Source organism: Enterobacter sp. 725m/11 (genome assembly GCF_011683705.1).
Lineage (GTDB): Bacteria > Pseudomonadota > Gammaproteobacteria > Enterobacterales > Enterobacteriaceae > Enterobacter > Enterobacter bugandensis.
On the sequence record NZ_JAAQOK010000011.1, the window covers coordinates 73,655 to 86,435 of the forward strand.

The 12,781-nt window shown below is 61.4% G+C and carries 12 protein-coding genes; 3 read left to right on the plus strand and 9 right to left on the minus strand.

What is annotated here, in order from left to right:
- Window positions 1–6 precede the first annotated feature (6 nt).
- From HBA26_RS06725 to tctD, 4 genes are all read right to left on the minus strand, one after another.
- Entirely contained in the window at window positions 7–1,206 is a 1,200-nt protein-coding gene (locus HBA26_RS06725; protein ID WP_126345352.1) for a nicotinamide mononucleotide deamidase-related protein YfaY, read from the minus strand.
- A gap of 93 nt (window positions 1,207–1,299) precedes the next feature.
- Window positions 1,300–1,839 (minus strand): YfaZ family outer membrane protein, encoded by a 540-nt coding sequence (locus HBA26_RS06730; protein ID WP_028013913.1) that lies wholly within the window; start codon window positions 1,837–1,839, stop codon window positions 1,300–1,302.
- Window positions 1,840–1,967: 128 nt separating this feature from the next.
- Window positions 1,968–3,377 (minus strand): sensor histidine kinase, encoded by a 1,410-nt coding sequence (locus HBA26_RS06735; protein ID WP_126345353.1) that lies wholly within the window; start codon window positions 3,375–3,377, stop codon window positions 1,968–1,970.
- Window positions 3,364–4,038 (minus strand): transcriptional regulator TctD, encoded by a 675-nt coding sequence (tctD, locus tag HBA26_RS06740; protein WP_028013915.1) that lies wholly within the window; start codon window positions 4,036–4,038, stop codon window positions 3,364–3,366. The genes HBA26_RS06735 and tctD overlap by 14 nt, the downstream gene beginning before the upstream one ends.
- A gap of 137 nt (window positions 4,039–4,175) precedes the next feature.
- On the opposite strand from tctD, the gene HBA26_RS06745 reads away from it, so the two are divergent.
- Genes HBA26_RS06745 through HBA26_RS06755 form a run of 3 tightly spaced genes read left to right on the plus strand, consistent with a single transcriptional unit; the run spans window position 4,176 to window position 7,125 of the window.
- On the plus strand, window positions 4,176–5,156 hold the full coding sequence (locus HBA26_RS06745) for a tripartite tricarboxylate transporter substrate binding protein (RefSeq protein ID WP_047363034.1): 981 nt from the start codon (window positions 4,176–4,178) through the stop codon (window positions 5,154–5,156).
- Between the two features lie 11 nt (window positions 5,157–5,167).
- On the plus strand, window positions 5,168–5,599 hold the full coding sequence (locus HBA26_RS06750; protein WP_048960702.1) for a tripartite tricarboxylate transporter TctB family protein: 432 nt from the start codon (window positions 5,168–5,170) through the stop codon (window positions 5,597–5,599).
- Window positions 5,600–5,610: 11 nt separating this feature from the next.
- Window positions 5,611–7,125 carry a tripartite tricarboxylate transporter permease gene (locus tag HBA26_RS06755; protein ID WP_166720830.1) on the plus strand — a complete coding sequence of 505 codons (1,515 nt, stop codon included), beginning with the start codon at window positions 5,611–5,613 and terminating at the stop codon, window positions 7,123–7,125.
- Here the strand turns inward: HBA26_RS06755 and menE are convergent, their stop codons facing one another.
- Genes menE through menD form a run of 5 tightly spaced genes read right to left on the minus strand, consistent with a single transcriptional unit; the run spans window position 7,126 to window position 12,746 of the window.
- Window positions 7,126–8,487, minus strand: a complete 1,362-nt coding sequence (gene menE / locus HBA26_RS06760; protein ID WP_126345354.1) for an o-succinylbenzoate--CoA ligase — start codon at window positions 8,485–8,487, stop codon at window positions 7,126–7,128. It lies immediately after the preceding gene.
- Window positions 8,484–9,449, minus strand: a complete 966-nt coding sequence (menC, locus tag HBA26_RS06765; protein ID WP_126345355.1) for an o-succinylbenzoate synthase — start codon at window positions 9,447–9,449, stop codon at window positions 8,484–8,486. Before menC ends, menE begins: the two co-directional genes overlap by 4 nt.
- Entirely contained in the window at window positions 9,449–10,306 is an 858-nt protein-coding gene (menB, locus tag HBA26_RS06770; protein WP_028013920.1) for a 1,4-dihydroxy-2-naphthoyl-CoA synthase, read from the minus strand. The genes menC and menB overlap by 1 nt, the downstream gene beginning before the upstream one ends.
- Window positions 10,303–11,079: a 2-succinyl-6-hydroxy-2,4-cyclohexadiene-1-carboxylate synthase gene (gene menH / locus HBA26_RS06775; RefSeq protein WP_126345356.1), complete on the minus strand. Its 777-nt coding sequence runs from the start codon at window positions 11,077–11,079 to the stop codon at window positions 10,303–10,305. The genes menB and menH overlap by 4 nt, the downstream gene beginning before the upstream one ends.
- Complete coding sequence (gene menD, locus HBA26_RS06780; RefSeq protein ID WP_126345357.1) at window positions 11,076–12,746, minus strand: 2-succinyl-5-enolpyruvyl-6-hydroxy-3-cyclohexene-1-carboxylic-acid synthase; 1,671 nt, start codon at window positions 12,744–12,746, stop codon at window positions 11,076–11,078. Before menD ends, menH begins: the two co-directional genes overlap by 4 nt.
- Between the last annotated feature and the right edge of the window lie 35 nt (window positions 12,747–12,781).

Here is a 12,781-nt window from a genome sequence, read left to right on the forward strand (position 1 = left end):
CAGGCATTACTCAACGAACAGCGACTCGACAACGTTAATCCAGCCGTGCTCGCTGGCGACCTCTTTGCCGTTGAGCCAGCGGCGCAGCATATTCAGCGCCATCATGGCGCACACCTCCTGACGCACCGCCAGGCTGTGGCGGGTGATGCTCATTTTTACCCGCAGCGCCCAGGTGCCTTCCGGCGTCGCCAGCGCGAAGTTGAGGTAATCCTCATCCAGCCCGCCGACAAACAGCGCCAGACCGGCAAAATGCTTCACCCTTCTTTCGGAAGCCCAGCGGGCGGTTTGCGCCAGGGTCTCCTGCTGAAACGGCACCACTTCGCTGGCGAGCAGCGGCGCGTTGACGCGCGACAATTGCAGCGCCAGCAGGCCACCGGTGAACTGCTCGCTTAAGGTCACGCTGAGCTGGCGAGTCTGCAGATGTTTTGCAATCTGCTCAGGCAACCCTTCCGTCCCTTCAAAAATCAGGCTTTCGCCCGCCACGCGCTGCACCTCAGGCCACAGGGCCAGCATCGCCTCTTTCTGCGTGGCCGGTCCTGTTAATTTGAGTTCAATGATCGGCATAGAGGAGCGATAGCCCATGGAGACGCCCGGCGGCAGCGGAAGGTGGTCAAGGCTCTGGGCCAGATCGCTTTCCGAGCGGCCAAAGGTGGTCAGGCGCAGGCACAGCGGAGGTTCAGGCAGAGTAAAACGCTGGCGAAGGCGCGGCAGGATCTGCTGCTCGACCATCACCTTAAATTCGGAGGGCACGCCCGGCGTGAAGAACATCAGGCAGCGGTTCAGCTGCATGGCAAACCCGCATGCGGTACCGACCGGGTTATCAACCAGCTCGGCGCTGGCGGGAATTTCAGCCTGCTTGCGGTTGCTGGGGGCCATGACGCGGCCACGTTCGGTGAAAAAGCGTTCCATCTGCGAAAGCCACGCCTCGTGCAGCATCAGCCCTTCGCCTTTTGCGGTCGCGGCGGCCAGCGCGCTGAGATCGTCACCGGTGGGGCCGAGCCCGCCGTTCACAATCAGCACGTCGCACTGTTCACTGCGCTCGCGCAAAACAGCGACCAGTGACTCCAGATTGTCGCCCACGGTATTGCGGCGCGTTAACGGTAATCCATGCTCAAAGAAAAGATCGGCAAGCCAGGCAGCATTGGTATCAATAATCTGTCCGTGCAGCACTTCGTCGCCGGTGGATAACATCTCCACGTTAATCATTGTGTTCTCCCGCTTATTTGGTCAAAACACTATAGCGCAAACGCGGGGTGGAGATGAGAGAAACTGGCGCGACGGAACGCCGCGCCGGAACGATTAGAAGCCTGCGCTCACGCCCACGTACGGGCCGTCAGCCAGCGCGTTATCGCGGTTGCCGTCTTTACCGGCCAGATTCAGATAACGGTAGCCCGCTTCGATGGTAATCGGACGCATGATGGTCCAGCGCGCGCCGGCGTTGGCTTCTTCATAGCTGTCGATGCCGCTGGAGAGGGAATCCGGAGAGTAGTAGTACTCGCCAAACAGGCCGAAGCTGTCGCCAATTTTCCACTGCAGGCCGCCGCCCACTGCCGCTGCGTACCCTTCATCACCGTCATTTGGGTTGGTGTAGATACCTTTACCGCCAACGGTGGCCAGGAATGGGCCAAGAGGAATATTCAGACCGAGGCCGAGGCTTGCCGCGTCGCCGTCGTCATCGTTGTGCGTCCAGCCGCCGGTCATTGCCAGACCGGAGGTGTCAGTACCCATGCCAAAACCGAGGTGGGTATAGTCCTGACCCGCCGAACCATTAATGCTAATGGCGTTAGCCGCCGCAGATACAACCATCAGGCCGAGGCCCAGTAATGCCACTTTTTTCATTGTCGCGATCCTGCATAATTATAGAGAAGTCCCCAAAACCGCGAGATTTTAACCTGAGTCTGCGGGGGATCAAGCACTCTGCGTGCGGCGGACAGGAAGATTGTAACGATTTGAAACCCCCGGCTTTTTTACGTAAGCAGCAGAAAGCGCATTTTGACGCAAAGGCCACCCAGCGTTTCGCTGCGAGTCAGCTGTAAATGGCTGCGGTGCAGCCGGACGATATCCCCCGCCAGCGCCAGCCCAATCCCGGAACCGGCGGCGTTCCCGACGTTGTCCAGACGGTGGAAAGGCTGCATCGCCTGGTAGATCTGATCCTCTTCAATGCCGGGGCCGCTGTCCTCAACGCTCAGCTCAACGGCACCGCCATCCACGCGCAGGAAAACGGTCACGGTCCCGCCTGCAGGCGTATATTTAATAGCGTTCTCCAGCAGGTTGGCGCACAGCTCGCCCAGCAGAACGTCATCGCCTTCGATCGTGACCGGATGCTGTACACCGTCATACCCTAAATCGATCGCCTTGCTCCGCGCCTGCGTCAGCCGGGAAAAGCAGCAGTTCTGCACCACCTGAACCAGATCCACAGGCGTAAAATGACGATCCCCCTGCTCTTTTCCCTTCACCGCTGAAAGCTGCAGCAGCCGCTCGGTGAGTACGATAGTGTCGTCCAGGGTGACATTCATTGCCCGCAGGCTCTCCTGCCACAGGGCGGGATCCTGACGCGCGAGCGCGACGGAGGCCTGGGTTTTAAGCACCGCCAGCGGCGTTTTGAGCTGGTGCGACGCATCCGCGTTAAAGCGTTCCTGACGCGAAAGCACGCCGCGCAGCCGGTCGATATAGCGGTTAAAGGCGACTATCAGCAGCCGGGTCTCGGACCAGGGCAGCAGCTCCGGCAGCGGTGCGAGCAGGCCCGGCTCGCGCCGCACCATCAGTGACGAAAGCTGGCGCATTGGGCGCAGCACGCGGCGCAGCAGCCATGCGGTCAGCACCAGCGTCAGCAGCACCAGCAGTCCCTGTGAAACCCAGGATGAAAAGAGCAGCTGGCTGGCGAGATAGCGGCGGGACTGGAGCGTCTCGGCGACGTAAATCTCCGCCATGCCAAAAACATTATCTTCATTTACGGGCTGCAGCAGGCGCGCCACCCGAATCGCCTGGCCGCGATATTCGGTGTGGTAAAACCAGGCCAGCGCCGGATAGAGCGTTGTGCGCGACGTCGCAGGCGGCATCTTTGGCAGATCGTCATAGCCGGAGATCACCCGTCCGTCGGGGTCGACCACCTTATAGTAGAGCCGGTCGTTCATGTTGAGCTCAAAGCTGTCGAGCACCACCCAGGGCACGTCCACCGCCAGCCTGCTGTTGCGCACCTCCAGCCGCTCGGAGATGGTGCGGGCAGAGGATAACAGCGTGCGATCGTAGGCCTGCGTGGCCGCCTGCAGCGCGCTAACGTAGCTGTTAAAGGCCGACAATCCCCACAGCAGCAGCAGCGGCAGACCCAGGAAAAGCAACAGCTGCAGATAGAGCGACTGCGGCTTAACCCACCTCATCGCCGCACTCCAGCACGTACCCAAGCCCCCGAAGGGTGGTGATCCGCACGCCGCTGCCGGTCAGCTTCTTACGCAGCCGGTGAATATAGAGATCGATGCTTTCAGGGCTGACGTCGTCGTTCAGGCTGAACACCTGGTCGAAAAGCTGCTGTCGTGAAACCGGACGGGTCCGGCGGTGCATCAGCACTTTCAGCAGGGAGAGCTCCCGCGGCGTCAGGGAAAGCGGTTCATCGCGCAGCAGGAAAAAGCCCTCGTCGTCATACTCCAGCTCCCCAAGGCGCTGGCGCTCCTGCGTTCGACCCTCGCTTCGGCGCAACAGGGCGCGCAGACGCGCGTCAAGTTCCTCCAGCTCAAACGGTTTTGGCAGATAGTCATCTGCCCCGGCGTTCAGTCCCTTCACCCGATCCGCCACGTTGCTGCGGGCGGTAAGAAACAGCACCGGCAGCGTTTGCCCCCGTTTTCTGAGGCGGTGGACCACTTCCAGGCCGTCAAAACCGGGCATGCCGATGTCCAGAATAGCGACCGCGTAGTTTTCACCCTGCAGCAGATGGTCGGCGGCACGTCCGTCGGAGACGCAGTCCACGGCAAAGCCTTCCTGCACCAGCGCTTTCTCCAGCCAGTGAGCCAGCTCACGATTATCTTCTGCGAGTAAGAGACGCATGTCACATCCTGTAAAGTTGGTGTCCCGTTGAAAGGGAAATGAAAGGTTATTGTTTTAACAATCACGCAACGGAACCGCTACAAGGTGGTTCACATAATCAGAAAAAAAGACCCGTACCCCCGGCGTGAGGATAAACGATGAAAAAACAATTACTTTCTACCCTTGCTGCAAGCGTGTTGCTGTTAAGTACCTCTGTCGTTCAGGCCCAGGACGCTCCGTCCCGTACCGAATGTATCGCCCCGGCCAAACCGGGCGGCGGTTTCGATCTCACCTGCAAGCTTATTCAGGTCAGCCTGCTGGAGACGAAGGCCATTGAGAAACCGATGCGCGTCACCTATATGCCAGGCGGCGTGGGCGCGGTGGCCTATAACGCGATTGTCGCGCAACGTCCGGCGGAAGCGGGAACGGTGGTGGCCTTCTCCGGCGGCTCGCTGCTGAACCTGTCGCAGGGCAAGTTTGGCCGCTACGGTGTGGACGACGTGCGCTGGCTGGCGACCGTCGGCACCGACTACGGAATGATTGCCGTGCGTGCCGATTCCCCGTGGAAATCCCTGAAAGATCTGCTGACCGCTATGGAAAAAGATCCGAACAGCGTGGTGATTGGCGCAGGGGCGTCTATCGGCAGCCAGGACTGGATGAAAGCGGCCCTTCTCGCCCAGCAGGCGAAGGTTGACCCGCACAAGATGCGCTACGTGGCCTTTGAGGGTGGCGGCGAACCGGTCACTGCGCTGATGGGCAACCACGTTCAGGCCGTTTCCGGCGATCTCAGCGAGATGGTGCCGTACCTGAGCGGGGATAAAATCCGCGTGCTGGCGGTCTTCTCGGAAAACCGTCTGCCGGGCCAGCTGGCGAACGTCCCGACCGCCAAAGAGCAGGGTTATAACCTGGTCTGGCCGATCATCCGCGGCTTCTTCGTCGGGCCAAAAGTGACCGACGCCGAGTACCAGTGGTGGGTCGACGCGTTCAACAAACTCCAGCAGACCGAAGAGTTTAAGAAACAGCGCGATCTGCGCGGACTGTTTGAGTTTAACCTGACCGGTAAGCCACTGGATGAGTACGTCAAAAAACAGGTGAATGACTACCGCGAACAGGCGAAAGCCTTTGGCCTGGCGAAATAACCGGAGGCGCTATGAGCGATCGTATTTTTGCCGGGATATGGCTGCTGCTCTGCGTTGGCGGGATGTTTGTCGCCTGGCAGATCCACAGCGAATACAGCTATGAACCCGTGGGACCCCGTCCCTTCCCGATGGGCATCGTCGGCCTGATGCTGCTCTGCTCGGTGGCGCTGCTGCTTCGCCACCCGGATACCGTCGAGTGGCCGCCGCGTCGCATTCTGCAACGTCTGCTGGTGATGGTGATTGTCCTGCTGATGTATGCCTGGGGCTTTGAGTGGCTCGGCTTCCCGGTGGCGACCGCCATTCTGACGATGGTCATCGGCATGCTGTTTAACGCCACCCTCCCCGCGGCGGGGATCTCTGGCGTGGTGATGGGGATTTTACTGTGGTACGCCTTTGACCGCCTGCTGGACGTGACGTTACCGCTCGGCGTCTGGCTTAATTAACGGAGCACGCTATGGATACCTGGATTTACCTCTCGCAGGGGTTCGCCGTGGCGATGACCCCGGAAAACCTGGTGATCGCCCTGATCGGCTGTTTCGTGGGCACGATTGTCGGCCTGCTGCCGGGCCTTGGGCCGATCAACGGCGTGGCGATTTTACTCCCGCTGGCGTTTGCCCTGCATCTGCCTGCGGAATCGGCGCTGATCCTGCTGGCAACGGTCTACATCGGCTGTGAATATGGCGAACGCATTTCGTCGATCCTGCTTAACGTGCCGGGGGATGCGGCGGCGATCATGACCGCGCTGGACGGCTACCCAATGGCGCGGCAGGGACGCGGCGGCGTGGCGCTCTCCATCTCTGCGGTCAGTTCATTCTTTGGCTCACTGATTGCCATTGGCGGCATCATTCTGTTCGCTCCTGCGCTGGCCCAGTGGTCGCTGGCGTTTGGTCCGGCAGAATATTTTGCCCTGATGGTGTTCGCCATTGCCTGCCTCGGCAGCATGATGGCGCAAAATCCGCTGAAGTCGTTTTTATCCGCGCTGATTGGCTTAGGGTTAGCCACCGTCGGCGTGGATGCCAACACCGGGGTCTATCGCTTTACCTTCGACAGCGTTCACCTGTCCGATGGCGTGCAGTTCATTGTCGTCGTGATCGGCCTGTTCTCTGTCTCTGAGATCTTACTGATGCTGGAGCATACCAGCAGCGGGCAGACGCTGGTGCGCAAAACCGGCCGGATGCTCTTTAGCGCTAAAGAGGGCGCGCAGTGCATCGGCGCCACGCTGCGCTCGTCGGTGATTGGCTTCTTCGTCGGCATCCTGCCGGGCGCCGGGGCCACTATCGCCAGCGCCATCACCTACATGACCGAGAAGAAGCTCAGCGGCAATAGCGACAGCTTTGGTAAAGGCGATATTCGCGGCGTCGCCGCGCCTGAGGCGGCCAATAACGCCTCGGCCTGCGGCTCGTTTATCCCGATGCTGACCCTGGGCGTGCCGGGATCCGGCACCACGGCGGTGATGATGGGCGCGCTGACGCTCTATAACATCACGCCCGGCCCGGCGATGTTTACCGAGCAGCCTGATATTGTCTGGGGGCTGATTGCCGCGCTGCTGATCGCCAACGTCATGCTACTGGTGATGAATATCCCGCTGATTGGGCTGTTCACCCGCATGCTGACGATTCCGCTGTGGTTCCTGGTGCCCGCCATTGCCGCCGTCTCTGCGGTGGGGGTTTACGCGGTGCACAGCACCACGTTTGACCTCGTGCTGATGGTGGTCCTCGGCGTGTTCGGCTACATCCTGCGAAAAATGCACTTCCCAATGTCTCCGCTGATTTTGGGCTTTGTGCTGGGTGAGATGCTGGAGCAGAACCTGCGCCGCGCCCTGTCCATCAGCAACGGTAATGTGTCGATACTGTGGGACAGCAGCGTCGCGAAGGTTCTGTTAGCGCTCGCGGTCATGGTGATTGTGGTGCCGCCGGTGTTGCGCCTGCTGCGTCGTCGCCAGCGCAAACCGGAGCCGGATATCGGCTAACTATACGGACAGCTGGGCATTGACCCACTGCTTTAACGCCTGGCGGGAGATCTTAATCCCGCCATTTTTTAGCTCAGCCGGCAGCACCAGCCAGTGAACGGGCTGCTCAAAGCGCGCCAGCCTGCCCTGTACCCAGGTCGGGAAACGGGTGATATCCGTTCCCGGCTCGCACTCCACCACCGCCACCGGACGCTGTCCAAACTCGGCGTCATCCAGCGGGACGATAAACACCTGGTTAATCTGCGGATGCGCGGCGATAACGCGCTCCAGCGATTCCGGCTGGATCCCCTCTCCACCGCTGAAAAAGAGATTGTCCATGCGGCCTAAAATCGTCAGACGGTCGCCATGCCATTCCCCGCGATCGCGAGTGGCAAACCAGCCCTGCGCGTTGATCAGCGGTATCAGCGCGCCGTCCCGCCAGTAGCCGGAAGCCATGCTCTGCGCTTTGATCCAGACTTCACCGTTAACGACCTGCACCTCTCTGCCCGGCAGCGCACGGCCCACGTCCGGATCGCCGTCAGCCTCTTTTGCGCAGACGGTAGAGGCAAACTCGGTGAGGCCATAGCCGCAGTACGTCCGAACGCCCTGTTCCCGGGCCTTTTGCGTCAGCGTCACGGGAATGGCCGCCCCGCCGAGCAGCACCGCTTTCAGTGCGATGTGGCTTTCGCTATTGAGGAGACGCCAGAGCTGGGTCGGCACCAGCGAGGCGTGGGTGCAGCCGCGTAGCGCCTGCTCCAGCGGCTGCTTCTCGCGCACGGTTAAGCGCGCACCGGCATGCAGCCAGCGCCATAAAATCCCCTGGCCGGAAACGTGAAACAGCGGCAGCGAAAGCAGCCAGTCGTCATTATCCCCGTAGGGCATCAGCGACAGCACGCCGCGGGCGCTGGCAAGATGGGCGGCGCAGGTATGCACCGCCGCCTTCGGCAGCCCGGTGGAGCCGGAGGTGAGCGTCATGGTGGCCAGCCGCGCCGGCTGCCACGCAGCGCAGTACGCATCCGCTGGCTCGCACATGCTCAGGCCGTGAAGGCCGTCGTAGCTGCCGTCCAGCACCAGCGCAAAGCGCAGCGTCATCTGCGGGATCAGCACGTCGAGCAGCGGGCGCGGCAGCTGCGGATTAACGGGAAGAATACGTGCCCCGCACTGAAGCAGCGCCAGCCATGCCAGCAGCGTTTGCGGGTGGTTATAGGCCAGCAGCAGTACGCCGTCGCCCTCCGCCACGCCCTGCTGGTGAAACCCTGCCGCAAGGCGCTCGACGCGCGCGCACAACTGCTGCCAGGTAAGCGCTTCATCATTCAGTCTCAGGGCCGGTTTATCGGCAAAAAGCGCGCGCCAGTGACGCCAGGGCCAGTCGGTAAAACTCATAGCAACGGCTCCAGCGCCTCTGCGTCGAGGCACGGCAGCGTGCTGGCAGGCCACTCGCGGAGAAGCTGAGCCTGCATCAGGTTCAGCGTGTCGAGGCCGGGAACCGTGTCCGGCGTTAACCAGGCGGCAATGCGCGCCAGCTGGGTCAGCCCCAGGCTGGACTCTATCGACGAGCTGATCACCGCCGTCAGCCCCAGCGCGTGCGCCGCCGAGATCTGCTCGCGCACCTTCGTCAGGCTGCCGGTTAGCGTCGGCTTAATCACCACCGCGCTGACGCCGGGCTCGGCGACAAATTCAAAATCGTCCTCGCGCAGGCTTTCATCCCAGGCGATGGCGATCCCCGTTTCGCGGGCAAAGGCGCGCGAATCATCGCGGGTTTTGCACGGTTCTTCGAGGAAGGCAATGCGGCTGCGGTACGCCGGGTTAACGTACTTCGCGAACTGCAGCGCCTTAAGCGGCGTCCACGCGCGGTTGGCATCCAGACGCAGGTGCAGATCGGGAATTGCTTCCAGCAGCAGGTTGGCGACCATGCCGTCACGCACCGCTTCGTAGAGACCGACTTTGATTTTCGCCACTTTCTCGCCCGGCATGGCGGCAAGCAGCGCGAACAGCTCGTCCGGGTCGCCCGTGCAGAGTGGTGCCGCGCGATAGTTAGCCTCTTCCGGCAGGCTACCGTCCAGCTCCGCCAGCGCGCAGCTGATGCCAAAGGCGGCGGAACGCGCGTCCGGTAATGCCGGGTTTACGCCCTCACGCCACGCCTTTACCCACGTCAGCAATGCAGACTGCGCGTCATCCAGCGACTCCAGGCTAAAGCCCGGCAGAGGCGAAATCTCGCCCCAGCCTTCCTGCTCGTCCTGCTGAAGATGCACGAAGAAGCCGTCACGGGTTTTTAACCGCCGTTCACGCAGCACCACGCCCGCGTCCATCGGTATCTGCCAGCGGTAAACCTGCGCGAGACGCATTACGGATTCCGTTTGTATTTGCTGAAGTCTGGCTGGCGTTTTTCGTTAAACGCGTTGCGTCCTTCCTGACCCTCTTCGGTCATGTAGAACAGCATGGTGGCGTTACCCGCCAGCTCCTGCAGACCCGCCTGACCGTCACAGTCGGCATTAAGTGCCGCTTTCAGGCAGCGCAGCGCCATCGGGCTGTTTTGCAGCATCTCGCGGCACCAGCGCACGGTCTCTTTTTCGAGATCGGCAAGCGGCACCACGGTATTCACCAGGCCCATATCCAGCGCTTCCTGTGCGTTGTACTGGCGGCACAGGAACCAGATTTCGCGGGCTTTTTTCTGCCCGACGATGCGCGCCATGTAAGAGGCACCCCAGCCGCCGTCGAAGGAGCCCACTTTCGGGCCGGTCTGGCCGAAGATGGCATTTTCAGCAGCGATGGTCAGGTCGCACATCATGTGCAGCACGTGGCCGCCGCCGATGGAGTAGCCCGCCACCATCGCCACCACCGGTTTCGGGCAGGTGCGGATCTGGCGCTGGAAATCGAGGACGTTCAGGTGGTGCGTGCCCGCATCATCCTGGTATCCGCCGTAGTCGCCGCGCACCTTCTGATCGCCACCGGAGCAGAAGGCCTTCTCGCCTTCACCGGTCAGCACGATCACGCCGATACTGTCGTCGTAGCGCGCATCCGCCAGGGCCTGAATCATCTCTTTGACGGTCAGCGGACGGAAGGCGTTACGCACCTGCGGACGGTTGATGGTGATTTTGGCAATGCCGTCGGCGGATTTGTGGTAACGAATGTCAGTGTAGCCTTCGGAGCAGTCCTGCCATTCAACCGGCGCATAAAGCATGTGTTCATCAGGATAGATCATAGAGTGTCCTTTATTCGAAGACGCAGTATCTGAGCCAGACTCGCGGCAACCGCGTCGGGGTTTTCCCGGTGGGCGTTGTGTCCGGCGTTTGGAATCGCATGGCGAACGGCGTCCAGTTCAGCGGCCAGGGCCGCGAACTTCTGGTCACGTTCACCGTAGATATAGTCAAAAGGGAAATTGCATACGCTAATCGCGGCACGTAAATCGGGCTGCACGGCCAGCGACGTTGCTTCGAGCATCTTCGCCAGCGTCGCGCCGTTGTTCTGGCTGCGCAGGGCAATAAGCGCCTTGCGCTGGTGGTCAGCGAGGGAAGCAAATACCGGCTGTTGATACCAGTCGGTAAAGACCTTTTCCAGCGGTTCGGTGCGAAAACGCGTCGCCCAGCGGCGGTCGGATGTCCACCGCGCGTGACGCTCATCCTCATCCTGCAGGCCCGGATGTCCACCTTCAACGATCACCCCCAGCAGCCCCTTTGGCTGCTGGCAAGCATGAAACATCGCAATGCGGCCGCCGAGGGAGTACCCCACCAGCCAGTAGTTCAGTATGTTGTAACTAAGTAGAGTTCGGGTAAGTAACGTGCTCATCTCGTCGAACCCCGTCACGGCAATATCCCCGGACGCACCGTGGCCCGGCAGGTCAAGATAGAGCCGGGAATACTCGCCAAGTTGCTTCCCGACAGCCTGCCACTCGCGGCAGTCGCCGGAAAAACCGTGCAAAAAGACCAGCCAGGGATAGCCCGGTTTTCCGGCCTGCTGCACGCCCGAGAGGATCACAGCTGGCTCACCTGCGCCAGCAGGCTTTGCAGGGTCTGCGCGCCGTCGGCCTCGTTCACCACCAGCTCAATCAGCGTCGCGCCCGGCTGCTTCCAGGCGGTGCTTAACGCCGCTTCCAGCTGTTCCCAGCTTTCCGGGCGATGGTATTTCAGGCTGAACATCGCCGCGGCGTGTTCAAACTGCACGTTCTGCGGCATCAGGTAGAAGCGCTCGCGCTCGCTCTGGGGCGTTGGTAACAGGGAGAAAATCTGCCCACCGTTGTTGTTGACCACAATCAGCACAAACGGCGCGGACGCCTGACGCAGTAGCGCCAGCGCGTTGAGATCGTAGAGCGCGGAGAGATCGCCCACGATCGCCAGCGTCGATTTCGCGCTGGCGCGCTGCACCCCCGCCGCCGTCGAGATCAGCCCGTCGATGCCGCTGGCACCGCGGTTGCTGTACACCGGGTAGCCCACCGGCAGCTTCGAAAAGGCATCGATCAGCCGCACGACCAGGCTATTGCCGACAAACAGCTGCCCCTGTTCTGGCAGGTATTGGCGAATACGGTGCGCCAGCCCGGCCTCGCTGAATGTCTCACAGCGCGCTTTGGTGATTTCCCACGCCTGACGCGACAACTCAGGGATCGCCACCGCCCAGGGCTGACGTTTTTCCGCCGGGTGCAGTTCCAGCCAGCTATCAATTTTGCTCACCAGACGACGGCCACGATGGTGCGCCGGGTCGAGCCGCCCTTCCAGCGCGTCCACCACCCAGTACTCTTCCGGCGTGCAGGTCGCCTGCCACTGCAGCAGACGTTTTCCGGTCAGGCTTGCGCCGATCTGGACCACAATCTGCGCCTGCGAAAGCTCAGTAACCGCTTTCGCGTTACCCAGCCAGAGATCGGCGCACGGCAGCGGCTGGCCGGTCTGGGAAAGCACGTCGCCAATCAGCGGCCAGCCGAGGGTTTGCGCCCATTCAGCGACCAGCCTGCCTTCGGCAGCGCTCATGCGCCCGGCGATGACCACGCCTCGCTTCTGCCGCCAGAAGAACCAGTCGCGCTGTTTCGCGCTCTCAAGATGCGTCTGCTCGCGCAGCCACGGCTTTTCGCTCTGCCACCATTCGCCGAGCGACCGCTGCCAGTCAAGGCCGGTATCGTCCAGCTCGCCGTACAGCGGCTCGGCAAACGGGCAGTTGATATGCAGCGCCCCGCTGCGCAATGTCGCCATGGCGTGATCGACGGTGGAGACCAGCCAGCTTGCAGGAATATCCTGGGTGGGACGCGGTAACGAAACCGTCTGCGAAGGGTGCGTAGAAAAAAGTCCGGGCTGGCGAATAGCCTGATTGGCGCCGCAGTCGATTAGCTCAGGCGGACGGTCGGCCGTCAGCAGGATCAGTTTTTCACCGGTTAACCCGGCTTCAATCAGGGCCGGATAGAGGTTCGCCACGGCGGTACCGGAAGTGACAATCACCGCCACGGGTTCTTTGCTGACCTTCGCCAGCCCGAGCGCGAGATGTCCCAGACCTCGCTCGTCAAAGTGGGTGTGGTGAACAAACGCCCGGTTTTCAGCCGCCGCCAGCGTCAGCGGCGTTGAGCGAGAACCCGGTGCAATACACACGTGCCTGACGCCATGGCGCGTCAGGGCTTCAAGGATCACCGCCGCCCAGCGTCGGTTAAAAGAACTTACTGACATGAGATTGTCCGGTATCAAGAATGCGACACAGTATA

Coding starts and splice junctions, on each gene's coding strand:
- HBA26_RS06750 (WP_048960702.1), top strand. CDS start 5,168: ATGAGCGATCGTATTTTTGCCGGGATATGGCTGCTGCTCTGCGTTGGC.
- menD (WP_126345357.1), bottom strand. CDS start 12,746: ATGTCAGTAAGTTCTTTTAACCGACGCTGGGCGGCGGTGATCCTTGAA.
- HBA26_RS06730 (WP_028013913.1), bottom strand. CDS start 1,839: ATGAAAAAAGTGGCATTACTGGGCCTCGGCCTGATGGTTGTATCTGCG.
- HBA26_RS06725 (WP_126345352.1), bottom strand. CDS start 1,206: ATGATTAACGTGGAGATGTTATCCACCGGCGACGAAGTGCTGCACGGA.
- menB (WP_028013920.1), bottom strand. CDS start 10,306: ATGATCTATCCTGATGAACACATGCTTTATGCGCCGGTTGAATGGCAG.
- menE (WP_126345354.1), bottom strand. CDS start 8,487: ATGAGTTTTACCGACTGGCCCTGGCGTCACTGGCGCGCGCTTTTTGCC.
- HBA26_RS06755 (WP_166720830.1), top strand. CDS start 5,611: ATGGATACCTGGATTTACCTCTCGCAGGGGTTCGCCGTGGCGATGACC.
- HBA26_RS06745 (WP_047363034.1), top strand. CDS start 4,176: ATGAAAAAACAATTACTTTCTACCCTTGCTGCAAGCGTGTTGCTGTTA.
- HBA26_RS06735 (WP_126345353.1), bottom strand. CDS start 3,377: ATGAGGTGGGTTAAGCCGCAGTCGCTCTATCTGCAGCTGTTGCTTTTC.
- tctD (WP_028013915.1), bottom strand. CDS start 4,038: ATGCGTCTCTTACTCGCAGAAGATAATCGTGAGCTGGCTCACTGGCTG.
- menC (WP_126345355.1), bottom strand. CDS start 9,449: ATGCGTCTCGCGCAGGTTTACCGCTGGCAGATACCGATGGACGCGGGC.